We start from the raw sequence: 23,828 nt of genomic DNA, 5'->3' as shown, positions 1-23,828 counted from the left end.
GTTACTTATTGTAACCATTTTTTTAAGGTGTAATAGTCCGGGAACTTCTGCAAGGATTGCTCGCAGTGTTCGCAAATACATCGTATATGCAAGCCGCCATCCGGATCTACAGACAAAAATGCATTTTTATCCGCATCTTCTAGTTGACTGAGGGTATCCTTAGCCGACTCAAATGGAATCGAACCGATTTCCGTATGACAGTGATTACAAGAATAACGGATCATATTCTCTTCACCTTCCTTTTTCAAAGTATAGGCAAAGAGTCGCTATATTATGCTTACCCGTTAAATTTATTCATCACTTCAAGAAATGGTTGCTTTTTTGTCGTCCATTCTTCACAGGCATCTGCGCTCTTTTGAATTGCGTCTTCGATCAATGGTTGCTCGTCCTTGCTAAACGGAGATAATACGTAGTCAGCGACCTTCATACCACCAGTAGGACGATCCACGCCAATTCGAATGCGGTTGAATTCAGTAGTACCTAGATGCGCAATGAGTGACTTCATACCATTATGACCACCCGCACTGCCTTTTTGACGAAGACGGATTTTTCCGGTCGGTAAATCTAAATCATCATATAACACAACTATTTCTTCATCGTTCACTTCAAAATAATCCGCTAGTGGACGGACGCTTTCTCCAGATAAGTTCATATAAGTCATCGGTTTCAATAATATCACTTTACCTTCAACTGTATGGACAGTCGTAAATTGACCATTGAACTTTTGCTGGAACGCTGGAGCTTGCCACCGCTTAGCCAATTCATCGATTACTTGGAAACCAATATTATGACGTGTGTTTTCGTAGTTTTTTCCAGGATTTCCGAGTCCAATTAGTAATTTCATGTTCTTCTCTTCCTTTTCTAAATGATATCTATACATAGAAAAGGAGCGCACGGTTCAAATTCGTGCGCCCATTTTGTAACTTATTTCTCTTCTTTATCTTCGCCGATTACTTCCGGCTCAGCTTCAGTACTTTCAGTCGCTTCGTCTAATGCTTCCAATTCTTCAGCAGTACGTGGTGCAGAAATAGTGACCAATCCTACTTCATCTTCAGTTAAGATTTCAAACTTCACTTTATCGCGGATATCGCCAACAAGAATTGTTTCACCAATTTCGAGTTCTGAAACGTCTACGTCAATATGTTCAGGTATGTCAGATGGCTTTACGCGAATTGTGATTTCCCATACCGGTTGTTGAATTGTTCCGCCTGCCTTTTCACCTGGCGCGTCTCCAACAAGGTTAACCGCTACGTCTACTTCAAGCTCTTCCGTCATATTGATCGCTAAAAAGTCAGCGTGTGTAAGGAATCCAGTCAATACATCAGCCTGGTAATCGTTTAATACGACGTTTTTGTCGTTGCCATCTACAGTCAATTTGATAACACCGTTTCTTCCTGTTTCACGAAGTGTGTCTAGAAGATCACGCTCTTTTACTGCGATTGGAGTGCTTTCCGTTTCATAGCCGTAAACTACGGAAGGAATCCATCCGCTTTTTCTTAATTCACTTACTGTGTTCTTGTCAGTTTCTCTTAAATTGGACATAATTGTGCTCATTTGTATAGTCACCTATCCCATCAAAAAGTTTTTTATAAATCTTTAAATTTTCAATACCCGAAGGTACTCGTTAACTTATTATTACTCAAATAATGTACTTACGGACTTGTTCTCAAACACACGAATAATCGCTGAAGCCAACAAAGGCGCAATCGATAGCTGTTTGATTTTTGGAGATTGTTTACTTTCCGGCAATTTAATAGAATTCGTAATCACTAATTGCTTGATTTTAGAATTATTAATGCGCTCAATCGCTGGCCCGGATAAAACAGGATGTGAACAACAAGCATACACTTCTTTTGCTCCGCTTTCAATTAGAGCGCTCGCAGCAATCGTGATAGTACCGGCTGTATCGATAATATCATCAATTAGAATGGCCGTTTTCCCTTCTACATTGCCAACGATATTCATTACTTCCGCTACGTTCGGACGAGGTCGACGCTTATCTATAATGGCAATCGGCGCTTTCATACGGTCCGCCATTTTACGTGCACGTGTTACACCACCATGGTCAGGTGAAACGATAACAAGATCATCTAATCCTTGACCTTGGAAATACTCCGTTAGGATTGGTTCTGCAATCAAGTGATCAATCGGAATATCGAAGAAACCTTGAATTTGTGGTGCATGCAAATCTACCGCGATTACGCGATCAGCACCTGCTTTTTCTAGTAAGTTTGCAACTAATTTAGCCGTTATAGGTTCACGTGAACTTGCTTTACGGTCTTGACGTGCATACCCGTAGTATGGCATGACCACATTAATCGTACGCGCAGATGCACGCATTAAGGCATCCAGCATAATGAGAAGTTCCATTAAGTTATCGTTGACCGGATTAGAAGTAGATTGAATGACAAATACTTCACAGCCACGGATGCTTTCATCGATATTGATTTGGATTTCTCCGTCACTAAAACGTTTGACTGAGAGCTTGCCGAGCGGAAGCCCGACTTGATCTGCTACTTCTTTTGCAAGTGGTTCATTCGCAGTTAAAGAAAATATTTTCAGTTTGTCGTTTGGATATTGATATGCCATGATGGCCCTCCTGTTGGTTGGGTAAGATTAGTTTTGTACGTATCCTTCTTTATTCTCTTGCCGAACGCGTCCAATTGCAAGTGAATTTTCCGGTACATTTTTTGTGACTGTGGATCCCGCTGCCACAATCGCATTCTTTCCTATCGTGACCGGTGCGACCAAATTGGCATTACAGCCAATAAATGCATTGTCTTCTATTTCTGTTTTATACTTATTTTTTCCATCGTAATTCACTGTAATCGTACCACAGCCAACGTTAACATTCTTGCCTATTTCTGTATCCCCTATGTAACTGAGGTGAGAAACTTTACTACTGTCACCAAGCTGAGATTTTTTCACCTCAACAAAGTTACCTACTTTGACATGATCTCCGAGCTGTGTGTCAGGACGCAAGTGTGCAAAAGGACCGACTGCTGTCTGATTTCCAACTGTACTATCACGGACAACAGAAGAATGAATTGTCGTGTGGTCACCCACCGTACTGTTTTGAATATGGCTATTAGGTCCAATGACGCATTGCGAGCCAATTTTTGTAGCTCCTTCAATGAGTACGCCAGGTTGGATGACAGTATCACGACCGATTTCAGCTTCTGCACTAATCACTGTCTGCTCAGGACTAATAATTGTGACCCCGTTACGCATATGCTTCTCCGCAATCAGTTGGCGCATGCTTTTTTCAGCTTGTGCCAATGCCACACGGTCGTTGACACCTAATGTTTCCTGAAAATCCGGTGTCGTATAAGCTGAAATTCGTTGTCCCTCAGACTTCAAAATCCCTAATACATCTGGAAGATAATACTCGCCCTGTGCATTATCGTTGTTTACTTTTTTTAGTGTGTTGAATAACACACGGTTGTCAAAGCAATACGTGCCTGTATTAATTTCCTTAACAAGACGCTCTCCGTCGTTCGTATCTTTATGTTCGACGTTTCGCACTACGTCTCCGTTTTCCGCACGGATGATTCGACCGTAACCTGTTGGATCATCTGCTATTGCAGTAAGTATCGTCGCCTTCGCATCTGTTTCATGATGATGCGCAAGAAGCGCTGCCATTGTTTCTGTGCTGATTAATGGCGTGTCGCCGCAGACAACGAGTGTTGTGCCATCAAGGTTCGCAAGTACTTTCTCGGCTTGTTGCACGGCATGTGCAGTGCCTAGTTGCTCTGCCTGTAGTGCGTATTCACTTTTGTCGCCCAACGTTTGCTCTACCATCTCGGCACCATGACCGACAATTGTGACGATCCGATCTGAGTGGAGATCGCGAATATGATCAATCACATGCTCAACCATCGGCTTGCCACAGACTGGATGAAGTACTTTATAAAGATCCGACTTCATTCGCGTGCCCTGTCCTGCTGCTAGGACAATCGCATATGTATTTGTCATCTGTCAGCCTCCATCCTTGTTTGTTAAATTCATAATTGACTATAGCGGAAATGACTGATTTTTTCAAGTATATCCCCTTGACAATTACATAACTTTATTTTATGATTGTTGATCTTTTTGCGATTATGTCGCCACAGTAATAAATGTGAAGCATTTTTACTCACTGTAGGCAGATGTGAATTACTGTTGTGTTTTAACCTAAATAAGTTCAAGATTAAGACCCACACTAATTCTGATCTCTAATGCTAGTCTCTCCATTTCAATTTCGAAACAATAAAAAAAGGCCATCTACTCGAGCAGATGGCCTTTTTATGGATAGAGCACATGGAAACGCTTTCTCCAGGGCAATAAAATTATAAAACAGCTTCTTGCAATTCCCCTTGCTGTTTGTCTACCTGATGATACGCTGTCAAGATGGACTCCTGTACTTTTGTCCGTGCGTCTGAATTAATCGGATGCGCCACATCGCGGAACTCCCCATCCGGTGTGCGTTTGCTCGGCATCGCCACGAATAATCCGTCATTCCCCTCGATGACTCGGATATCATGGATGACAAACTGATCGTTAAGCGTAATGGAAGCTATTGCTCTCATTCTACCTTCCGTGTCTACTTTGCGTAATCTCACATCTGTGATTTCCATTTTCCCCACTCCCTTGTTGTCGTTTTCACACTAAACGTATTCTAGGTTAGTTGGTATGATTAACTTTTTAACCATAATACTGGTGCTGATTCTATAATACTAGTTTTTGTGCTAAATGAAAATAGAATCTTTTGTGAATTTTTTAATGTTTGTATATTACTTCAAATTTATATCTACATTCATCCTACTCATTTTCTAATAACAAGAAAAACCCGCTATGATCTAAACTAGATCAAGACGGGCTTCACATCCAATTATTCACAAAGCGCAATCGCTTCAATTTCTACTCGTACGTCTTTTGGAAGACGAGCCACTTCTACTGTCGAGCGAGCTGGTTTATGCTCTCCAAAGTGTTCTTCATAAATAGCATTTAACGCGCCAAATTCATTCATGTCTTGAATGAACACTGTCGTTTTAATGACTTTTTGTAAACTAGAACCTGCTTCTTCCAGTACTTTGCTCAAGTTTTGAAGGACTTGGTTCGTCTGTTCTTCTATCCCGCCACCTATCACTTCGCCAGCAAGTGTTAAAGGAATTTGTCCTGACGTGTACACTACACCGTTCACTTTTACTGCTTGCGAATAGGGTCCAATTGCCTGCGGGGCTTGTTCTGTTTTTACATATTCCATAACTCATTACCGCCTCTCGTGAAATAATTTCCTTCTTCCAACTCGATCTTACGGTGTTTCTCATCGACTGCATGTAATTTCACTAACGAAAGATAATCATCTACTAAAACTTCTTCAAGGTGTTCGGCTTCAACTAAGACCGCCACGCCGCCCAGTTCACAGTTGAATTCTTCAAGCAAGCTTTTCATGCCCTGCATCGTGCCGCCTACTTTCATAAAATCATCTGTCAACAATACTTTTTGACCGCTCTGCATACTTCTCTTTGACAGCACCATCGTTTGAATCCTGCGTGCAGAACCTGAAACGTAATTAATGCTGACAGTGGGGCCTTCCGTCACTTTGCTGTCTCTACGTACCACGATGACAGGTACGTTCAAATGACGGGCAATCGCGTGCGCAATCGGAATACCTTTCGTTGCAACCGTCATAATGGCATCAATTTCTTTATCAAAGAAAGCTGTCGCAATTACCTTGCCAATTCGATCGAGAAAACGGGGGTTTCCCAACAAATCCGTCATATACAGATAACCGCCAGGAAGTAGCCGATCCGATTTTCTTAGTTCATTCATCAATGAGTGAATGACTTCTTTTATCTCCTCACGACCGACTAACGGAATGTATTTAATACCGCCAGCAGCACCTGAAATCGTCACTAGACGACCCGTGCTACTCTCTTCAAATGTCTCTTTCAAAATACCCAAGTCTTCACTAATTGAGGACTTGGCGGCTGAATACCGGTTCGAAAAAAACGTCAAAGAAATGAGAGTGTGTGGATTTTCCAGCAAATGACGCGTCATATCGACAAGCCTTTCACTTCTTTTCCATTTCATATAATACCGACTCCTAAACCCGAATGATTTATAAGTAGATTATCATAATCGTCCGGTATTAATCAACTACAATAGGTTCTCCGAGCATACGCACGGCATGTACGTCTTGGCAAAACCCTTTTAAGGCATTTACTATTTTCGGTACACGCGATTCGTGCTTCACCAGCCCGAATACCGTTGGACCGCTACCGCTCATTAAAACAGCGTCTGCTCCAAAACGTTCCATTTGTTCTTTGAGTATGACCACTTCCTTGTGAAGGCCCATCGTCACAGGCTCTAGCACATTTCCTAGCGATCCGCACATCTTGTCATAATTACTTTCTTGCAACGCTTCCATCATACGCTCTGTTTGCGGATGCGTGATAGAAGACAAGTTCAACTGTCCATAGATATTGCCGGTTGATACACCGATCGTCGGTTTCGCCAGCACGACCCAGCAGTTAGGTGGAGCAGGTAGATGCGTGATGTCTTCTCCTCGCCCTCTTGCGATCGCAGTGCCGCCATATACGCAAAATGATACATCCGATCCAATTTCTGCACCTAGGACAGCCAGCTCATCCAAAGACAATCCGAGCTCCCATAGACGGTTTAATCCACGAAGAGTTGCGGCCGCATCTGAACTCCCACCAGCTAACCCTGCGGCGATCGGAATATTCTTATCTAGAGTAATTTCAACTCCATAGTCCAAGCGATAGCGTTTGCGCAATAAATCCGCCGCTTGGTACGCCAAGTTTTTGCGATCATTCGGCACAAATCGATGAGACGACTTAATCGTAATGGCATGATCCGTCGTAGGTCGAAGCCAGATACGATCAGCCAAATCAACCGTTGTCATAATCATCTCAACATCATGATAGCCATCCGGCCGTTTGCTTAACACATCTAATGTTAAGTTGATTTTCGCAGGCGCCTTTTCGTAAATCATGATAAAAGCTCCCTCCCCACTGCATTGTTCTTGCTCATATATTACCACAGAATGAATAGAACATAAGAGGATTAAATAAAAAAAGAACTGCAATCGCTTTGCAGTTCACTTTGTCACGTTCATTCCGTTCCGTAGTTCTGACGTAGGTGATTTCCTTTCGCTGTTTTTGAACAATTGAATTTTCATTTATCATGTGCGTAAGATTTTCTCCATTACTTTTCCCTTTGCCAACTCATCAATCAGCTTATCCAAATAACGTATTTCTCGCATCGTTGATTCTTCTATTTCTTCCACTCTAACTCCACATATAACACCTTTGATTAGCGTCCGCGAAGGATTCATCTTCGGTGCTTCGGCAAAGAACGTTTCGAAGTTTGTCTGTTTTTCCAACTGTACTTCCAGCTCTTCTTGGCTATATCCCGTCAACCAGCGGATGATTTCATCGACTTCTGATTTTGTGCGTCCTTTTTTCTCTACCTTGTTAATATAAAGCGGATAAACTCTAGCAAAACTCATTGTATAAATTTTATGTGTGGTCATTGTGAATCCTCCAATCATCTGCTACTTAGTATACTCTCCACTTGTAACACGATGTCCGACAACAAGGCCGCAGCATGTTGTCTTGTACTTAAACGAGGAGACTGTCCACTCCAAAGATGAATCCATTCGGGTCGATCCTGCTTGGCCGCTTCATTACGAATCCCTGTCGTCAATGTGTTCATAATGGGGTAATCCGGAAGATCTTCTTCGTAAGGTTTTATTTCACGAATAAAGTCATTTTGAATGCCTCTTGCTGGTTTACCACTGAATACCGATGTAACAACGGTTTGATCTTCCGTGCTTTTGAGAATGGCATCAATATGTTGTGTTTTCGCGCCACTTTCAATCGCTGTCACAAAAGCTGTCCCCATTTGAACTGCTTTGGCTCCGAGTGTAAGGGCTGCTAAGACACCTCTACCATCCATAATTCCTCCAGCTGCAATAACCGGAATGCGCACATGATCCGCAGCCTGAGGGACAAGCGACATCGTTCCGATCATGGAATCAACGAAGCTTCCTGAAAATGTACTGCGGTGCCCCCCTGCTTCGCTTCCTTGCACCACCACCATATCCACTCCACACTCTTCATTGATCATTGCCTCACTTACAGTTGTAGCTGTCCCCACCACAATGATGTTCTCTTCTTTTAAACGGTGGACAGTATCTTTAGATGGTACACCGAATGTGAAACTACAAACCGCGATCTTTTCTTGGATTATGACTTCTACTTGCTTATCAAAGTTTGTGGTAGATATCTCCTTTATTTCCGGCTCGGACACATGCAATTCTTCACGATAGGGACGTAGTAATTCATTAGCTTTCTTAATCTTATCTTTGGATATCTCTGATGCCTCAGGAATAAACAAATTGACCCCAAAAGGTCGATCTGTTAACTCCTTAATCCTTTGTATCGCTTCTTTCACATCTTGCGCTTTCATATAGCCAGCCCCAAGTGTACCCAGTCCCCCCGCATTGGATACAGCAGCTATCAATTCAGGTGTAGTCGTACCACCAGCCATTCCCGCTTGAATGATTGGGTATGTAATTCCGAGTGTTTTCGTTACATCATTATTATTCCACATCTTGTTGAACCTCCTCTTGAATGAATATGTACTTTACAAAGTAGCGTTGCTGTTCTTTTCACCTTTACGTCCCGGCAATATTTTATTTCCCAGTCAATAACCGACTATAGTGCTCTAGAGAATTTTCATGCATATAACGAATATTCTTTCCATTATAACGTAAATCGCAAAAGATCCACGCTTCCTGTTTGTTCTACGTAGCAGAAAAAGAGTTGCAAATGTACTTCACTATGCAACCCTAGTCACCTACATATTATTTTATCATTGAATTCGGTAAGTACACTAAATTTGCCGTTGTACTGACGTTGTCATCATTTACTGTCAGTATGACTACATAGCCGGTCTTTTCCCACCCTGAATTAAACGTAGTTTCATAGTCCGTGTCAGTATATGGGTCTGCTCCAAATTCACGTTGTGCATGTTCGTTTAATTCAGTGTACATCGCAAACATTTCATCTGAAGTATGATAGTAATCCTCGCCACCCATAAAGTCATAGGTGATGAACTGCAACTTATTATTTTCGAAGTAGTAAATTAAATCTGTATAGAAATTGTACTTTGTAGTTCGGTAGATCAATAATCGCTTATTTCCCTCACGTAAATTCGAAAGCAATATGGCCGGCGACTTCGATTCAACACTCATCACTTGTGCCGGATCCATTCCAAAATGAATTCCTCTCGTTACCATAACAGGTGGTGCTGGCCGAAATGCAGGATCCATAGCTCTTGCTACGAAGGCAGCAATATGCGAACGAGTTAATGTTTCATTCGGTCTAAATGTGCCATCAGGATAGCCTGAGGTGATATTTTCAAAAGCTAGTTTACGCACAGCATTGTAAGCAGTAGAACCTTTCGACACGTCTTTAAATCGAATGTCTTTTTCCTTGGTCAGCTTAAACGCATTCGCAATGAAGGCAGCCATATGGCCACGTGTGACATTTTGCGTAGGCTTGAACGTGCCGTCAGGATAGCCATTAATAATCTTCGCATTCGCAGCGGAGTTAATATAACCAGAGGAATATCTGTTCGCGGGAACATCTTTAAATTTCGTCTTGGTTTTCTTTCCGTTCAATCCCGTAGCTTTTGCCACCATGATGGCGACTTCTTCGCGTGTCACTTTGTCATTTAAACCAAAGCGTGTACTAGGCTCAATCACTTTATTTTCCAGTAAATACATAATAGCAGTATAGTTCGGATGACTCTTCGATACGTCTGTAAATACGTTCGACGAAGCTTGTGCATTAGGAGCTACTGAAAACGTTAAAACAAGTAGTAAAATTATTACAAAGACCTTTTTCATACGTATTGATCACTCATTTCCCATAAGATGTAATGACTATACCACGTTAAGTGGATAAAAAGATGAATGCACGAAAACATATTGTTTTACTACACAAATGTATTAAATTCGCTAAATAAACACTTAAAATTCATGTATATAAAATGATGATGTTCAATTTCCAAGTGACCTAAACAGCGGAAGGCGACTGGATAACTAATAGTCAATCAGAACAAGCTAATTCATCCGTGTTGCACAACACAACGCAAGCGAAATGCATGAGTATAATACCCCCTTTAAACATTTTCTGTTAAGCAAATACCTATGTATATAGACTACCTCTAACAGACATAAAGTATCACTTATTATCCAATATTACTGTGAAATATTTCTTTCTCTTCAAATTCAGCCTATTTATTATACGGATCTATGAAAGTAGTGCAGTTTTTCGAACATTGATTAATGTAAAAAAAGGGCTATGATGAAATTATAGTAAACATAGTAAATATAAACTATCAGGAGGATAAGAGAAATGAAGTTACATATGTCCCAGTCTGTGCTACTCAGCGTGCTTTTTATCATGCTAATGACTTTTTCATTTACAAGTCAAGCATCTGCACACGGCTACGTAAGCCAACCAGAAAGTAGAGCGCTACTATGCATGCAAGGAGATAATAAAAACTGCGGGAGAATCATCTATGAACCACAAAGCTTGGAAGCACCAGGGAATTTCCCTATAGGTGGTCCAGCTGATGGCAAAATTGCCAGTGCCAATACTTTCTTCGAACTAGATGCACAAACCCACCATCTTTGGCATAAGGTTGCGATGAAAAGTGGGATCAATCAATTCAAATGGAAATTCACAGCACCACACGTTACAGGTTCATGGGAGTATTATATTACACGTACAGGATGGGATCCCAACCAACCGTTGAAACGCACAGATCTTCAAGCGTTCTGCACAGTTGATGGCAAGAAGCAGAGACCACCTTCCGAATTAACGCATACTTGTAATGTACCTGAACGCACGGGTTATCACGTGATCCTCGCTATTTGGAATATCAGCGATACTAAAAACGCATTCTATAACGTCATTGACGTAGACTTCGGCGGAAAACAAGCGCCCCCAACTAAGCCTAACAAGAATATTGACATGATACCTGTTATACCGAGCAAACCAGTACCTGAAACAAAGCCAGCAAAGCCTGAGACAGACATGCCTACTCAATCAGCGGTCGGATGGGATGAAGATAAGGTCTATGTAGAAGGAAATCTAGCACGACTCGACGGTTCCTTATATGAAGCAAGATGGTGGACACGCGGAGACCTCCCCGGTGATTCTGCGGTATGGAAACTACTAACACCAGCGAACTCTGACGTACGCAACTGGAAGATAAAAAACATTTATACAGTTGGTAATCAAGTAATGCATGAGAATAATTTATATGAAGCAAAGTGGTGGACACGCGGAGATCTTCCCGGCGATTCAGCTGTATGGAAACTAGTGAGGTCCGCTACGACAAGCATACCGAATTGGCGTACTACAAACGTCTATGTTGCCGGTGATCAAGTGATGCACAACGGCAATCTATACGAAGCGAAATGGTGGACACGCGCAAATGTACCGAGTAACAGTAAACAGTGGAAACGTAAGTAATTCCATTCGATTGAATGGTGATCTACAAGTAATGATAACTTGTAGATCATGTTCTTTTTGATCAAAAAAAGAACTGCAAAGCCATTTAGCTTTTGCAGTTCCATTTGTCAGCCTGTTTTGGATTCTACGGACATTGGTTGGATTATTTCTTCTCCTCCGCTTGTCTACTCGCCATTTCAATTGCATGTTTTACCATGTTTCCCGCATCGCGTGCGCGAATACCGCCCCAGCCTTCTTTCTGCACTACATCATAGAAGCCAAGCTCTTTCGCGATTTCTACTTTCAATTGATCTGACATGACGCCTTTTCTCGCCATTATAGTTTCCTCCTTTTCGGCTGACATTTGTAGTGTGTGCCATTAAGGATAAATTACACTTCATTTATATTACATAATAAAAAACCCGCCAGAACGTTCCGGGCGGATTCACTAGGAAATAAATTAAAATAGCATGATGAATTATTTGATGATAAAGGCCGTTTGGTCAGAACCATCAAGAACCGTTATTTCAACCGCTTCGGTTAAAATATCAGCATAGCTGTAAGAAACTCTTTCAAACGCATTGTCATCCTGATCCAACTCTACTACGAAAACGGCACGATATGTATCGCGCAAGACTCCAGCATGTTCGATCGTCTTCTTACGACCGCCATTTGCTTTCAAGTGGAGACGTTTCCCTAGATGAGCGTCAAGTGACTTTTTAATGTCTGCTAATGTTTTTGGCATGTTACTTACACCTCACTAAATATAAGCATAACATCTTTACATGCGTTTGTCAACAAAATTTTTATTTTAACAGTTCACCTATGTCTTTGTCAATAACTTTATGATGAATTTTACTATTCTTTCATATGAAATTGTCATTATTTTTATTCTGATTTTAGCTTGCCAAAATGAGGGTATAATGCATTAGCTAGTTTGATGAATTCTGGAATCGATAATGTTTCCCCTCTTCTAATCGGATCAATACCTGATTGATCAAACGCTTGCTGAATCAATTCCTTTTTCTCTTTACCTTCAGGGAGTGAAGACTGAAGGTTGTTCCACAGTGTCTTGCGACGGTGCAAAAACGATCCTTGTGTCACTGTAAATAAGAAGTCTTCATCCGCTACAGGAGCATGTGCCTCTTTTCTACGCGTCAAACTCAGTACGGCTGATTCTACGTTCGGCTGTGGAATGAATACTGTCTTCGGTACAATCATAGACACTTCGGCATCCATATAGTACTGGACGGCAATTGACAACGAGCCATATGCCTTCGTGCCAGGTACTGCTGTAATTCGATCTGCTACTTCTTTCTGCATCATAATGACAAGCTGGCTTACGCGTGCTTTTTCCATTAGGAACTTCATGATGATCGGTGTTGTAATATAATATGGTAAATTGGCCACAACTACAATGTCTTCATAGTCTGCGAACTGTTCTTCGATCACTTGATGAATATCCGCTTTGAGTACGTCTTGATGAATCACAGTGACATTTGGATATGGTGACATCGTATCTTCGAGTACAGGTAACAATCGGTCGTCTATTTCAAATGCTACAACCTTCCCCGCCTGCCGTGCGAGATGCTCTGTTAACGCACCGATCCCCGGTCCTACTTCAATGACTCCTGTGCCTTTGGTGATCGCTGCGCATGAGACGATATTATGCAGTACGTTCGAATCCACCAAGAAGTTCTGACCTAAACTCTTCTTGAATGAAAATCCATGTTTCTGTAAAATTTCTTTCGTTCTCACTGGCGTTGCTATGTCTTTATACATCTGTTTTCATTTCCTCCTCGTCGAGAACTTGTATCGTTTCATGTAACTTTGCTACAGAAATTCGGAACATCTCCAGTCGTTTCTTCAATCCTTTACCGTTTACCTGCCCAATATGCAATAACTCCGACAGACGCTCTCTTCGATTTCTGGAGTCAGTGTGACCGATCAATCTGGCTTCTAGTAATGTAGCCATCGGAATCTCTTCTATTGTATGCTCACTCACCGTGTAAACAGAAGCCAATGCTTGACGAATCGCATCGTCATTCGCGTGTTCAATTCCTACTCCACGTCCGTTTTTCGCTATAGTTTCTTTCTTCGGTAAAAATGCATGTTTTACATCAGGGATCTGTTCTTCGATAATTGCTCGAATACGTCGGCCTGGGAAGTCTGGATCGGTAAAGACGATAACTCCACGTGTCTGTTGTGCGTGACGAATTCGTTCGATCGTCTTGTTCGATATTGCCGAACCGTTCGTTTCAATCGTATCCGCTCCTGTTGCACGTTTGACAGCTACAGTATCAGACTTCCCTTCCACCACAACTACTTCTTCTATATTCACAATATTCCTCTTTTCTTACGATGTCATTCTTTCTATTTTACTGTGTTTTTTCAAATCTGTACACTATACCAGCAGGAAACAGAAAAAACCGATAAGAGGAAGAGTTTTCTTCCCCTTATCGGCACACTACTATTAGTTAATGACTTTAATTTTTACTTGACGACGACCAAATGAGTAAGCCGCTTCTTTTGTAGGCATGTGTAAATCAATGCGGTTTCCTTTGATAGCACCGCCTGTATCTCCTGCGATTGCATAACCATAGCCTTCCACCCAAACTTTAGAGCCTAGTGGGATTACTCGTGGATCAACTGCGATTAATTTCATATTCGGATTCGCGCGCAAGTTAATACCTGTCGCTGTGATTCCTGAACATCCATTACAATAAGCCGTATATGCACTTGCGTTCGCATAGAATTCTTTTCCACCGCTTGGCTCGCTACTAGCACCACGTGATACTGCAACTTGCGCTTTTGCTGGTGTACTTGTAGATGCTTTTGTTGGAGCTGCAGTTGCTACATTAACTTTTGGTGCTTTAGCTCCTACATGAATGACTTTATGTGTAGGTTCTTCTACCATCGTCTTTCCAACTAATTCACGAGAAACTACTTTTCCATTCTTTTTTGTAATTTGGAATTTCTTTTGTAGTTTACCTTTTTTACCGTTAGTAACAACTTTCTCTTTACCTTTAAGCATAGTCATATCTGTTTTTCTTTTAGTTTTGAAATCTGCCGTCTCTTCAACTACATCTGTGATTCTCTCTACACGTGCAATATTAACTACTGCATTAGATGCCGTCAATTTTGCACTTGTGTCGCCTTCTACTTTATCCAAGTTTGAAAGTCGAATGTTTTGGTCTGTCAAAAACTTTCTGACTGTAGTTTGAGTCGACCATACTGTACGTTCTTTACCGCCGTCTTTGACGGTGACAGGGAATGCTTTAGCAATTGCGATGGGTTGATTCTCTGTAATTTTAGTTTCTAAAGCCGGTTCGATTTCGTCATGTGTAGCGACTTCAATCTCTGCTGTTTTAAGTACATCATTCACTGTATCTTCTGTTGTCCAAAGTTCTTGAGTCTTTCCATCTACATCAATTATTACTTTGTTTGCTTTTTGCCATTTGATCTCTGTATCATTTTCAAGCGGTGTGTTGACTGCTGGTTCTACTAAGTCATGCTTTTGTACTTTTACATCATTAGCCGCTAGTACTTCTCCCACTGTAGCTGCTGCTGTACGTAATTCTATTTGCTTGCCATTAAGATCCATTGAGATGTTTTTCTTTTTTCCGTCAATCAACACGAGTGATGTTGTTGCTACGAATAATGCCATTGCCATAAATAAAATCCCAATGCGCATAATCTTAGAGTTCTTCTGAGACATGTTAAAAATTTCCCCTTTCATTACTCGGCCGAGTATATAGCGTTTACGTAACACTGTCAAACTTCCAAACTACCAATTGCTATCAACTAGAGATAGACAGATCTATAAGACAAATAATTGCCATATGTTTTTCACTGAATCTTAAATAGTTGTAATGCATTTGCAGTTGTTTGCTTTGCCACCTCTTCAACCGACACTTCTTTCAACCGTGCAATTTCCTCCGCCACTAATGGGACATAGGATGGTTCATTGCGCTTCCCTCTATAAGGATGCGGTGCTAAATACGGTGCATCCGTTTCGATTAGTAACTTATCAAGTGAAATCTTTGTTGCTACTTCTTTCGGCATTCTAGCATTCTTAAATGTCACAGGTCCGCCTAACGAGATGAGAAAATTCATTTCCATACATTGTTTAGCCGTTTCAACACTACCGCTGTAACAATGCATAATCCCACCGACTTCCGCTGCATTTTCTTCTTGCAGAATACGAACTACGTCGCCTGTTGCGTCGCGATTATGAATAATGATTGGCAATTCTACTTCTTTTGCTAATCGTATCTGTTTACGGAATAACTCTTGCTGTATATCTTTCGGTGATTTATCCCAGTGATAATCGAGGCCGGTTTCTCCAATACCGACGACTTTTGGATGCGCCGACAACTCCTTGATCCAGTGTAAATCACTTTCTGTGCAATCTACTGCATCAACAGGATGCCAACCAATCACACCATAGATGAATGAATATTGTTCTACTAACTCCATGGCTTTACTAATAGTTTTCGTGTCAAATCCAACTACAACCATCTTGTTTACGTTTGCATCAAGGGCACGTTGGATGACTTCTTCTACGTCTTCTTCATATTGATCTGCATTTAAATGAACATGTGTATCAATAAACATAGTATCTCTCCTAACACTGTTTTCTATTCTAGTAGCTTTGATTATGTCTTTCATCTCATTTACATTACAATTGTGTAACAAATAGTTTTTCTATTCCGTCTATTCTCTCCAAAATGCCTTACTGTCAGACATGCTCAACTAGTAGGTAGTGTATAACAAACTCTTAATTTTTATAGGTTTGTTGTAACAATTGCGACATACAATATGGCTAATTGGGTACGAAAATCTTTTACAAACACCATGGCGAGGAAAGTAATGATACACCCCTGCCTCCCTTCTAAGTCATCAGCTCCCCAACTCATTACACATCAAGCCGTAATCACTCATGCGCAAGAGTATAACTCCGCATCCTACTATCCCATCACCTATTTGATGCCTAAATAAAAAGCTGTCAGTAGAAGTCGTTGATTCCGACTTCCCCTGACAGCTTTACTATGTGATCAATTATTTTACTTGTGCACCGTTCTCTAATGCAGGATCAACTGTTGCAAGTTTTAGCACGCCATCTTTTTCGCCTGCTAAAATCATACCTTGCGATAATTCTCCACGCAGTTTAACCGGCTTCAAATTTGCCACAACGATTACTTTCATACCTACTACGTCTTCAGCACTGTAATGCTGCGCAATGCCAGACACTACCTGACGCTGCTCGTAGCCCAAGTCCACTTGTAGCTTTAATAACTTGTCGGCTTTTGGCATTTTTTCGCACGCTGTGACAGTTGCTACGCGCATGTCTACATTCATAAACGCGTCAAACGTAATTTCATTTGTTTCTTCTATCACTTCTTCTACTTTCTCTTCTACTTCAGCGGGTGCGGTAACTGCCATTTGTTGACGGATGTACTCAACTTCCGCTTCTGTCTCTAGACGCGGGAAAATTGGAACACCTTTATTGATAACAGTCGTACCTGTAGGAATCGCGTAGCCTTCTTCTAACGTATTCCAACCTAATGACTCTTCGGATAGACCTAATTGTTTTATCATTTGTTTTGGTGCATTTGTCATGAATGGTTGCAAAAGTACTGCTGTATGATGAAGAGACAGCGCCAAGTGGTACATAACCGACCCCAGTTTCATGCGATCTTCTTCTGACTTCGCCAGTACCCATGGAGATGTTTCATCGATATATTTATTTGTACGAGAAATTAATGCCCACACATCGGAAAGCACAACGCTGAATTGCATCTTTTCCATAGATGTCTCGTATTTTTCCACAGTGTGTTGAATCATGTCACGTAATGGTGCATCAAATTCAGTCGGTACGAGACCTTCTGTAGGGACTTCGCCATCAAAGTATTTATTAATCATAGAGATTGTCCGGTTCAATAAGTTTCCTAAGTCATTCGCCAAGTCGTAGTTAATGCGCTCAACAAATGCTTCCGGTGAAAATACGCCGTCTTGGCCAAATGGTAATTCACGAAGTAAGAAGTAACGCGTAGCATCAAGGCCATAGCGTTCAACGAGCATTTCGGGATAGACGACATTGCCTTTTGACTTCGACATTTTACCGTCTTTCATCATAATAAACCCATGTGCAAATACTTTCTTCGGCAACGGTAAGTCGAGTGCCATCAAGAAGATGGGCCAGTATATCGTATGGAAACGAACGATATCTTTACCAACCACATGAACATCCGCGGGCCAGTACTTATTGAATAAAGACTTGTCATCAGACATGTAACCGAGTGCTGTAATGTAATTCGTTAATGCATCGACCCAGACGTAAATCACATGTTTTGGATCTCCAGGCACTTTAATTCCCCAGTCGAATGACATGCGGGAAACGGATAGATCTTCAAGTCCTGGTTTGATGAAGTTATTGATCATTTCATTTTTACGTGATTCAGGCTCAATAAATGTAGGGTTCTCTTCGTAATACGCTAGAAGACGGTCTGCATACTTTTTCATATTGAAGAAGTATGACTCTTCTTCCACACGGTGAACCGGGCGACCACAGTCCGGACAGTTTCCATCTACCAATTGAGATTCGGTAAAATACGATTCACACGGAACACATTTCCATCCTTCATACTGCCCTTTGTAAATATCTCCATTATCAAGGAACTTCTTAAATATTTTTTCAACGATTGTCTTATGACGATCTTCTGTCGTACGGATCAAGTCATCATAAGAAATATCCATCAGTTTCCACAAATCTTTCGCGATATTTGCAATACCATCGACATATTTAATTGGAGGTAGGCCTTCCTCCTCGGCTTTTTCTTGGATTTTCTGACCATGTTCGTCCATTCCAGTTAGAAATCTGACATCATAGCCACGCAAACGCTTATATCTCGCCATTGCATCAGATGCGATTGTCGTGTATGCGGTTCCTATATGAAACTTTCCACTTGGATAATAAATAGGTGTAGTGATATAAAATGTTTTAGATTGATTCTCCACGCGTAATTCCTCCAAATAATTAATGTATACATTCATTTTATAGGATGTTGCACAAAAGTGCCATGTTCTCCTCCGAACCCTTATGCTTTTATAACTTCCCTCAGCTTGCTCACTGACCGCAATCCTCATACCTTCAACATCTCTCATTTTTTACCTATCAAAAAATTATTAAAACTTAATAGTGTTTATTTAGGTTATGATGATTGACGGTTATTGGAAGAGTTGGTATGATATTTAACAGACAAGAGAAATATGTCGAATTTTGACGAATGTTAAAACTGGAATGTAGGAGGAATTTTTTCCATGAAGTCTACTGGAATTGTAAGAAAAGTTGATGAGCTAGGCCGCGTTGTGATCCCGATTGAACTTCGTCGTACGCTCGGCATCGAGCAAAAAGACGCATTAGAAATATACGTGGACGACGACAAAATTATCTTGAAAAAGTACATGCCTAATATGACATGTTCTATTACAGGAGAAGTGTCAGACGATAATCTTCGTCTGATCGACGGTAAGTTAATTTTGAGTCCTGAAGGTGCAAAACAATTGATGGATGAAATTCAAAATAAAATCAATTGATTTGTAAAAATCCTGACCGCATATGCGTTCAGGATTTTTTGTCTTATTCTATGTGATATGCCTGATACACATCTCGTTTACTCAACTTACGAATATCGGCTACTTCCTTGATTGCATCTTTCGAACGAATTTCCTTTTCTTCTATTATATGTTCAACATGCTCCTTAATCGATAAGTCTGTCCACCAAGCAGTCGAGACTTCATGTTGTACATTCTGATTACCTTCCACAACCAAACAGAACTCGCCTCTAACTTCATTGGATTCTGCCCACTCAATCGCTTCTGCAATTGTCCCTCTCAACAACTCTTCAAACCGTTTCGTCAATTCGCGAGCCATAACAATCTTTCTTTCGTCTCCAAATCGTTCCGCTAAACCGCGCAATGTCTGTTTTAAACGATGTGGCGCCTCGTAAAATACTAGCGTTTCTTCATAACGCTGTAATTTCTCCAACTGTGTTTTGAGCTCTTTCTTTTGGCGTGATAGAAAACCAAAAAATAGAAATGGTTGCGGTGTAATGCCCGATGCTACTAATGCTGTAACAGCTGCGTTTGGTCCCGGAACGGAAACGACAGCGATTCCCTGTTCAATCGCCAGTTCCACAAGATCTGCACCAGGGTCTGAAATACATGGCATCCCTGCATCACTGACAATAGCGATATCTTTTCCATTTTGAAGGAGTTCTATAATTTTTTCTCCCGCCACACGAGTATTATGTTCGTGATAGCTAATCAATTGTGTAGTAATTTCAAAGTGATTACATAACTTGACCGTATTACGTGTATCCTCTGCTGCTATGTAATCTACTTCTTGTAAGATTCGGACTGCACGGAATGTCATATCTTCAAGGTTGCCGATTGGTGTACCTACAATGAACAACTTCCCGAACTTTGTTGCTTCGGCGCTCTTTTGTGACGTAATCATATGGACCGCTCCTTTTTTATATACTGTTCTTTTTCTTTTCGGGTTAATTGCTTAAACTGATATTCCGCTTGCATCGCTTGTCTTTGCGTTTCAAATGACTCTTGATAAATATACTTTACAGGTAAGCGCCCTCTTGTATACTTTGCACCTTTTCCTTCGTTATGTACACGCAAGCGACGTTCTAAATCATTTGTATATCCAGCATAATACGATCCGTCATTACATATCAGAACATAGAAGTAGTGATCATTCGGCTCCATACAATAACTGCCTCACTTCTTCTGTATACTCCCCATTTTCTTGGTAAACATATAAAGGAGGAAGAATTTTCAAATCAGGTTTTCCATCTTTAATGGCTTCGATTAAAAGGGTATTCGCTTCTTTTCCTTCTTTCGGATAGACAAAACGAATGCGCTTTGGCTCTAGACGATACTGCCTCATCGATGTGACAATGTCGAGAAGTCTACCAGGACGGTGGACAAACGCTGCTTTTCCACCTTGTTTCAATAACTCACTTGCAGACTTCACCGCTTGATCCAATGTTAGCTCCACTTCATGTCTAGCAATCGTATAATGCTCACTTTTATTTCTAGCACTTGCTTCATTTGCCGGGAAATATGGTGGATTACATGTAACGGTATCATACAACTCATAACCAATTTTTTTGGCAATACCTATGACGTTTCCGTGTTCAATTGCAATTTGTTGTTCTAGACCGTTAAGCACTATACTTCTCTGCGCCATATCAGCTAAGCGTTGTTGCAATTCAACGCCAATAATTTTACCTTTTGTACGAGCACTCATGAACAAAGGGATTACACCGTTACCCGTACATAAATCTACGATATTTCCACCACGTATCGGCATATAGGCAAAACGCGCCAATAGCACTGCATCTAATGAAAAGGAAAAAACAGAAGGACTTTGAATAATGCGCAAGTCCTCTGCTAATAAATAATCCAGTCGTTCATCACTTCGTAGGTTCACAATCTACACTCCTTCACTCAAAAGAAAAAGCCAATACCTAAAAATAGGAATTGACCTCTCAACCGTTCTGTTTATTTAAGAATGACAGGCAGAATAGACAATCTTCACCTTTACGGCTACTGCCGTAGTGTACATTACACACATGAAATCCTTCATTGTACAAGCGAGCCAGATTGTCTACGCCTTCGCCCACATCAAGCTTCTTTGGACGTTCATCACGCGCGGCCTCTTCTATATCTTGTGTAATCTTATCGATTTCATCGAGTCGCGTTCGCAGATGATGGTTTTCCAGACGAAGCGAGTGGTTTTCTTCAGTCATCTTTGCAACAAATCCAATGAGTTCCCTGAATTGTTTTTGCATAGAATCCAACTGTTGTTCAAACTCCATTACCCTGTCAAGGAAGTTCACTTCTTTCAACTGTTCCACCTCATCATTTAGTCAATTGAGCTGTTTCTTTCTGTAGATCCTCAATCTCACTCCACGCATATTCTACTACTCGTTCAAATGCCGGTATATTCACCTGAAGCACACGCTCCAATAAATTCAGTCCGACTACCTTTCCTACTCCATCCTGTGTAATTACTTGCTTACCAAGATCGGGCATTAGCGCTTTCGCTTCTTCATATGCATCATTTTCATACTTCAGGCAACACATCAAGCGACCGCATAGACCGGAAATCTTTGATGGGTTCAATGAAAGGTTTTGATCTTTCGCCATCTTAATGGATACTGGCTCAAAATCACCTAAAAATGTTGAACAGCAAAGCATTCTACCACATGGGCCAATACCGCCTAACATTTTCGCCTCATCTCGTACACCGATTTGGCGCAATTCGATTCTCGTGCGGAATATTGCTGCGAGATCCTTCACTAGATTACGGAAGTCCACCCGGCCTTCAGCAGTGAAGTAAAATACAATTTTATTTCGATCAAATGTATATTCTACATCTACTAAACGCATATCCAATTGATGTTCTGTAATTTTTTCCACGCAGACATCAAATGCTTCATTTGCTTCTTGCTCATTTTCCTTCACACGTTCACGATCACCTTCATCTGCAAGACGAATGATCTTTTTCAGTGGCAAGACGACATCTTCATCATCTATTTCATTACTTCGACTGGCTACTTTACCGTATTCTACCCCTCTTGCGGTTTCTACAATAACATAGTCGCCAATTTCAATCGGCATATCCAATGGGTCAAAATAATATAACTTCCCCGCTTTTTTAAAGCGGACGCCTACGACTTTAAACAAACAATAACCCCTCCTGCATAGTAAGCACCAATTGTTCTAGTAAAAGCGTACGATTCATATTTTGATGCAATCGTTTTTTCGCCTGCAAGACGGCATCTATTTTAACAGTTAAACTGCTATAGGTATTTTTGACAGAATGTCCTGTGAAGATTTCCAATTGATCAGGATAGGATATAGTCGACTGCAATCCTGCTTTGACCGCTACAATATCACGGTATGCGAATAGAAGCAAATCGAGTCCTTGTTCACAATCATTTTTCTCCTTCATGAAAGGCATCCAATCTGTCTGAATGAACAGCAATGCCTCGCCTGGAGTTCGCTGTTCGATTGCCTCTACTAATTTTAACACTAATCTCCGTCTCTGTACAAAGGAATCTTCTTGCGCCATTTCATAAGCCACTTCGACATTTGCCGTCATCATCGTTACAGTGGATGCCATAGAAGCTGTAACTCCTTTTTCTACAAGACTTTCAATACTACTTTGGCGATTCATCGACTGAAGTGAAATTCGCTGACAACGTGATTGAATTGTCGGTAGTATGGATGGATAGGAATCCGTGAGCAATATGGCTGTGATGCTGCCTTCGGGTTCTTCTAAGAACTTCAGCAACGTATTGGCTGCTGAGGAATTCATTCTTTCCGCATTCACAATCACATATACTTTCCGTCCTTCTTCATATCCTTTTTTCGTCATTTTCATAATCAATTCAGACATCTGGTCCTTTTTAATGTCCTGTCCATCGGGTCTGATTAGTACTACGTTCGGATGATTACCCGATTCTATACGTTTACATGAATGACATGTTTCACATGGAACATTTTCTTTTGGGTCCATGCATAATAACAATTTCGTGAAGTATTGCGCAACCGCTTCTTTGCCTACACCATTTGATCCGTCAAATATATAGGCATGTCCAATGCGCTGTCTTTTGTGAATCATAGTTAGTCTATCGATCACTTGCTTCTGAGACTGCAATGCATGGTCGTGCAACTTCTGTGACATGCAAGCCCCTCCTTAGTTGATAAAGATGTTGCAAAAAACCCCGTGCTACATATGATTGCGGCACGGGATCACGTATATAAATTGACTAGAAGGCCTTTGATTTCACCTATTTTAGCAAGTAAATCAATGGATGATTCTTCTTCATCCAACAGGGCTTCCGTCAACGCGATTAGTTTTTCATCTATTGTTTGGACAAGATTCAACCGGCGACCTTCACCAAATTGATTCCATGTATGAGATTGTGTTAACTCAATACCTGAATCTACTGCTTCTTTCAAAAAACGTTTGATCAGCATCTTGTATTTCGCCATATCACGTAAATTTCGAGACCTTGCGAGTCGATCCCCAGCACTTGAGATATCCCCAAACAACCGTGTAATCTGTTCTCCTTGCAGACGTGATCCTTGTTTTGCTACCATTTGTCCAAACTTGGCATTACCTTGTGCATGCCGAAGCGGATCAGGCGGTAACTTATCTAATCCTGTACGGTATTCACCATTGACTTTCATCAGCATTCACCT

At 41.1% G+C, this 23,828-nt stretch carries 28 protein-coding genes; 2 read left to right on the top strand and 26 right to left on the bottom strand.

Annotated features, from left to right (window positions below; translation table 11 throughout):
• Positions 1–5: 5 nt before the first annotated feature.
• The 12 genes from CSV61_RS14880 to CSV61_RS14825 all read right to left on the bottom strand — a co-directional run bounded on the left by CSV61_RS14880 (position 6) and on the right by CSV61_RS14825 (position 9,922).
• Positions 6–224, bottom strand: coding sequence for an anti-sigma-F factor Fin (locus CSV61_RS14880; RefSeq protein ID WP_099639862.1), 219 nt, complete (start codon positions 222–224; stop codon positions 6–8).
• 53 nt (positions 225–277) lie between these two features.
• Entirely contained in the window at positions 278–844 is a 567-nt protein-coding gene (gene pth, locus CSV61_RS14875) for an aminoacyl-tRNA hydrolase (protein WP_099639861.1), read from the bottom strand.
• Positions 845–924: 80 nt separating this feature from the next.
• A complete protein-coding gene (locus CSV61_RS14870) occupies positions 925–1,554 on the bottom strand; it encodes a 50S ribosomal protein L25/general stress protein Ctc (RefSeq protein WP_099639860.1) in 630 nt (209 codons plus the stop codon).
• A gap of 81 nt (positions 1,555–1,635) precedes the next feature.
• On the bottom strand, positions 1,636–2,589 hold the full coding sequence (locus CSV61_RS14865; RefSeq protein ID WP_083034519.1) for a ribose-phosphate diphosphokinase: 954 nt from the start codon (positions 2,587–2,589) through the stop codon (positions 1,636–1,638).
• A gap of 27 nt (positions 2,590–2,616) precedes the next feature.
• Positions 2,617–3,975 carry a bifunctional UDP-N-acetylglucosamine diphosphorylase/glucosamine-1-phosphate N-acetyltransferase GlmU gene (glmU, locus tag CSV61_RS14860; protein ID WP_083034518.1) on the bottom strand — a complete coding sequence of 453 codons (1,359 nt, stop codon included), beginning with the start codon at positions 3,973–3,975 and terminating at the stop codon, positions 2,617–2,619.
• 353 nt (positions 3,976–4,328) lie between these two features.
• Positions 4,329–4,616: a septation regulator SpoVG gene (spoVG, locus tag CSV61_RS14855; RefSeq protein ID WP_099639859.1), complete on the bottom strand. Its 288-nt coding sequence runs from the start codon at positions 4,614–4,616 to the stop codon at positions 4,329–4,331.
• 254 nt (positions 4,617–4,870) lie between these two features.
• The gene (locus CSV61_RS14850; RefSeq protein ID WP_099639858.1) at positions 4,871–5,245 is read right to left on the bottom strand and encodes a RidA family protein; all 375 of its coding nucleotides are present in this window, start codon (positions 5,243–5,245) and stop codon (positions 4,871–4,873) included.
• Positions 5,233–6,075 carry a pur operon repressor gene (gene purR, locus CSV61_RS14845; RefSeq protein ID WP_083034515.1) on the bottom strand — a complete coding sequence of 281 codons (843 nt, stop codon included), beginning with the start codon at positions 6,073–6,075 and terminating at the stop codon, positions 5,233–5,235. Before purR ends, CSV61_RS14850 begins: the two co-directional genes overlap by 13 nt.
• A 58-nt stretch (positions 6,076–6,133) precedes the next feature.
• A complete protein-coding gene (ispE, locus tag CSV61_RS14840; protein ID WP_099639857.1) occupies positions 6,134–7,000 on the bottom strand; it encodes a 4-(cytidine 5'-diphospho)-2-C-methyl-D-erythritol kinase in 867 nt (288 codons plus the stop codon).
• Between the two features lie 189 nt (positions 7,001–7,189).
• On the bottom strand, positions 7,190–7,540 hold the full coding sequence (locus CSV61_RS14835; protein ID WP_099639856.1) for a DUF2200 domain-containing protein: 351 nt from the start codon (positions 7,538–7,540) through the stop codon (positions 7,190–7,192).
• 14 nt (positions 7,541–7,554) lie between these two features.
• Positions 7,555–8,622 carry an NAD(P)H-dependent flavin oxidoreductase gene (locus CSV61_RS14830; protein WP_099639855.1) on the bottom strand — a complete coding sequence of 356 codons (1,068 nt, stop codon included), beginning with the start codon at positions 8,620–8,622 and terminating at the stop codon, positions 7,555–7,557.
• Between the two features lie 253 nt (positions 8,623–8,875).
• The gene (locus CSV61_RS14825) at positions 8,876–9,922 is read right to left on the bottom strand and encodes an S-layer homology domain-containing protein (RefSeq protein WP_099639854.1); all 1,047 of its coding nucleotides are present in this window, start codon (positions 9,920–9,922) and stop codon (positions 8,876–8,878) included.
• A gap of 511 nt (positions 9,923–10,433) precedes the next feature.
• Here CSV61_RS14825 and CSV61_RS14820 point away from each other — a divergent pair.
• Positions 10,434–11,558, top strand: a complete 1,125-nt coding sequence (locus tag CSV61_RS14820; RefSeq protein WP_099639853.1) for a lytic polysaccharide monooxygenase — start codon at positions 10,434–10,436, stop codon at positions 11,556–11,558.
• A gap of 142 nt (positions 11,559–11,700) precedes the next feature.
• On the opposite strand, the gene CSV61_RS14815 is transcribed toward CSV61_RS14820, so the two are convergent.
• The 7 genes from CSV61_RS14815 to metG form a co-directional block, all read right to left on the bottom strand.
• Positions 11,701–11,874, bottom strand: coding sequence for a small, acid-soluble spore protein, alpha/beta type (locus CSV61_RS14815; protein ID WP_099639852.1), 174 nt, complete (start codon positions 11,872–11,874; stop codon positions 11,701–11,703).
• 141 nt (positions 11,875–12,015) lie between these two features.
• Positions 12,016–12,282 carry a biofilm formation stimulator Veg gene (gene veg, locus CSV61_RS14810; protein WP_029054863.1) on the bottom strand — a complete coding sequence of 89 codons (267 nt, stop codon included), beginning with the start codon at positions 12,280–12,282 and terminating at the stop codon, positions 12,016–12,018.
• Positions 12,283–12,425: 143 nt separating this feature from the next.
• On the bottom strand, positions 12,426–13,319 hold the full coding sequence (rsmA, locus tag CSV61_RS14805) for a 16S rRNA (adenine(1518)-N(6)/adenine(1519)-N(6))-dimethyltransferase RsmA (RefSeq protein ID WP_099639851.1): 894 nt from the start codon (positions 13,317–13,319) through the stop codon (positions 12,426–12,428).
• Positions 13,312–13,878 (bottom strand): ribonuclease M5, encoded by a 567-nt coding sequence (gene rnmV / locus CSV61_RS14800; RefSeq protein WP_099639850.1) that lies wholly within the window; start codon positions 13,876–13,878, stop codon positions 13,312–13,314. The genes rsmA and rnmV overlap by 8 nt, the downstream gene beginning before the upstream one ends.
• A 132-nt stretch (positions 13,879–14,010) precedes the next feature.
• Complete coding sequence (locus CSV61_RS14795; RefSeq protein WP_233193644.1) at positions 14,011–15,255, bottom strand: G5 and 3D domain-containing protein; 1,245 nt, start codon at positions 15,253–15,255, stop codon at positions 14,011–14,013.
• A 131-nt stretch (positions 15,256–15,386) separates the two neighbouring features.
• Positions 15,387–16,154, bottom strand: a complete 768-nt coding sequence (locus tag CSV61_RS14790) for a TatD family hydrolase (RefSeq protein WP_099639849.1) — start codon at positions 16,152–16,154, stop codon at positions 15,387–15,389.
• Positions 16,155–16,598: 444 nt separating this feature from the next.
• Entirely contained in the window at positions 16,599–18,593 is a 1,995-nt protein-coding gene (gene metG, locus CSV61_RS14785) for a methionine--tRNA ligase (protein ID WP_099639848.1), read from the bottom strand.
• A 267-nt stretch (positions 18,594–18,860) separates the two neighbouring features.
• On the opposite strand from metG, the gene CSV61_RS14780 reads away from it, so the two are divergent.
• Positions 18,861–19,136, top strand: coding sequence for a transition state genes transcriptional regulator AbrB (locus CSV61_RS14780; protein WP_029054857.1), 276 nt, complete (start codon positions 18,861–18,863; stop codon positions 19,134–19,136).
• Between the two features lie 43 nt (positions 19,137–19,179).
• Here the strand turns inward: CSV61_RS14780 and rsmI are convergent, their stop codons facing one another.
• From rsmI to CSV61_RS14745, 7 genes are all read right to left on the bottom strand, one after another.
• Positions 19,180–20,055, bottom strand: a complete 876-nt coding sequence (gene rsmI / locus CSV61_RS14775) for a 16S rRNA (cytidine(1402)-2'-O)-methyltransferase (RefSeq protein WP_099639880.1) — start codon at positions 20,053–20,055, stop codon at positions 19,180–19,182.
• Entirely contained in the window at positions 20,055–20,318 is a 264-nt protein-coding gene (locus CSV61_RS14770) for a GIY-YIG nuclease family protein (RefSeq protein ID WP_099639847.1), read from the bottom strand. The genes rsmI and CSV61_RS14770 overlap by 1 nt, the downstream gene beginning before the upstream one ends.
• Complete coding sequence (locus tag CSV61_RS14765; RefSeq protein ID WP_099639846.1) at positions 20,305–21,048, bottom strand: tRNA1(Val) (adenine(37)-N6)-methyltransferase; 744 nt, start codon at positions 21,046–21,048, stop codon at positions 20,305–20,307. Before CSV61_RS14765 ends, CSV61_RS14770 begins: the two co-directional genes overlap by 14 nt.
• A gap of 55 nt (positions 21,049–21,103) precedes the next feature.
• The gene (gene yabA / locus CSV61_RS14760; protein WP_083034502.1) at positions 21,104–21,463 is read right to left on the bottom strand and encodes a DNA replication initiation control protein YabA; all 360 of its coding nucleotides are present in this window, start codon (positions 21,461–21,463) and stop codon (positions 21,104–21,106) included.
• A 13-nt stretch (positions 21,464–21,476) separates the two neighbouring features.
• Positions 21,477–22,304, bottom strand: a complete 828-nt coding sequence (locus CSV61_RS14755) for a PSP1 domain-containing protein (protein WP_029054852.1) — start codon at positions 22,302–22,304, stop codon at positions 21,477–21,479.
• A complete protein-coding gene (holB, locus tag CSV61_RS14750; RefSeq protein WP_099639845.1) occupies positions 22,297–23,307 on the bottom strand; it encodes a DNA polymerase III subunit delta' in 1,011 nt (336 codons plus the stop codon). Before holB ends, CSV61_RS14755 begins: the two co-directional genes overlap by 8 nt.
• A 68-nt stretch (positions 23,308–23,375) precedes the next feature.
• Positions 23,376–23,816, bottom strand: a complete 441-nt coding sequence (locus CSV61_RS14745; protein ID WP_083034499.1) for a YaaR family protein — start codon at positions 23,814–23,816, stop codon at positions 23,376–23,378.
• Positions 23,817–23,828: the final 12 nt, after the last annotated feature.

Source organism: Sporosarcina sp. P3 (assembly GCF_002743415.1).
Lineage (GTDB): Bacteria > Bacillota > Bacilli > Bacillales_A > Planococcaceae > Sporosarcina > Sporosarcina ureae_A.
The sequence above is the reverse complement of the archived record's forward strand: the minus strand, read 5'-3'. Positions and strand labels throughout refer to the sequence as shown.

Excerpts from the sequence above, each read along its gene's own strand:
- metG (WP_099639848.1), bottom strand. The coding sequence starts at position 18,593 with ATGAATGTATACATTAATTATTTGGAGGAATTACGCGTGGAGAATCAA.
- CSV61_RS14830 (WP_099639855.1), bottom strand. The coding sequence starts at position 8,622 with ATGTGGAATAATAATGATGTAACGAAAACACTCGGAATTACATACCCA.
- CSV61_RS14850 (WP_099639858.1), bottom strand. The coding sequence starts at position 5,245 with ATGGAATATGTAAAAACAGAACAAGCCCCGCAGGCAATTGGACCCTAT.
- glmU (WP_083034518.1), bottom strand. The coding sequence starts at position 3,975 with ATGACAAATACATATGCGATTGTCCTAGCAGCAGGACAGGGCACGCGA.
- CSV61_RS14745 (WP_083034499.1), bottom strand. The coding sequence starts at position 23,816 with ATGAAAGTCAATGGTGAATACCGTACAGGATTAGATAAGTTACCGCCT.
- spoVG (WP_099639859.1), bottom strand. The coding sequence starts at position 4,616 with ATGGAAATCACAGATGTGAGATTACGCAAAGTAGACACGGAAGGTAGA.
- ispE (WP_099639857.1), bottom strand. The coding sequence starts at position 7,000 with ATGATTTACGAAAAGGCGCCTGCGAAAATCAACTTAACATTAGATGTG.
- rsmA (WP_099639851.1), bottom strand. The coding sequence starts at position 13,319 with ATGTATAAAGACATAGCAACGCCAGTGAGAACGAAAGAAATTTTACAG.
- CSV61_RS14825 (WP_099639854.1), bottom strand. The coding sequence starts at position 9,922 with ATGAAAAAGGTCTTTGTAATAATTTTACTACTTGTTTTAACGTTTTCA.
- CSV61_RS14770 (WP_099639847.1), bottom strand. The coding sequence starts at position 20,318 with ATGGAGCCGAATGATCACTACTTCTATGTTCTGATATGTAATGACGGA.
- CSV61_RS14835 (WP_099639856.1), bottom strand. The coding sequence starts at position 7,540 with ATGACCACACATAAAATTTATACAATGAGTTTTGCTAGAGTTTATCCG.
- pth (WP_099639861.1), bottom strand. The coding sequence starts at position 844 with ATGAAATTACTAATTGGACTCGGAAATCCTGGAAAAAACTACGAAAAC.
- purR (WP_083034515.1), bottom strand. The coding sequence starts at position 6,075 with ATGAAATGGAAAAGAAGTGAAAGGCTTGTCGATATGACGCGTCATTTG.
- holB (WP_099639845.1), bottom strand. The coding sequence starts at position 23,307 with ATGTCACAGAAGTTGCACGACCATGCATTGCAGTCTCAGAAGCAAGTG.
- CSV61_RS14815 (WP_099639852.1), bottom strand. The coding sequence starts at position 11,874 with ATGGCGAGAAAAGGCGTCATGTCAGATCAATTGAAAGTAGAAATCGCG.
- CSV61_RS14790 (WP_099639849.1), bottom strand. The coding sequence starts at position 16,154 with ATGTTTATTGATACACATGTTCATTTAAATGCAGATCAATATGAAGAA.
- CSV61_RS14780 (WP_029054857.1), top strand. The coding sequence starts at position 18,861 with ATGAAGTCTACTGGAATTGTAAGAAAAGTTGATGAGCTAGGCCGCGTT.
- CSV61_RS14880 (WP_099639862.1), bottom strand. The coding sequence starts at position 224 with ATGATCCGTTATTCTTGTAATCACTGTCATACGGAAATCGGTTCGATT.
- CSV61_RS14870 (WP_099639860.1), bottom strand. The coding sequence starts at position 1,554 with ATGAGCACAATTATGTCCAATTTAAGAGAAACTGACAAGAACACAGTA.
- CSV61_RS14820 (WP_099639853.1), top strand. The coding sequence starts at position 10,434 with ATGAAGTTACATATGTCCCAGTCTGTGCTACTCAGCGTGCTTTTTATC.
- CSV61_RS14795 (WP_233193644.1), bottom strand. The coding sequence starts at position 15,255 with ATGTCTCAGAAGAACTCTAAGATTATGCGCATTGGGATTTTATTTATG.
- CSV61_RS14865 (WP_083034519.1), bottom strand. The coding sequence starts at position 2,589 with ATGGCATATCAATATCCAAACGACAAACTGAAAATATTTTCTTTAACT.
- veg (WP_029054863.1), bottom strand. The coding sequence starts at position 12,282 with ATGCCAAAAACATTAGCAGACATTAAAAAGTCACTTGACGCTCATCTA.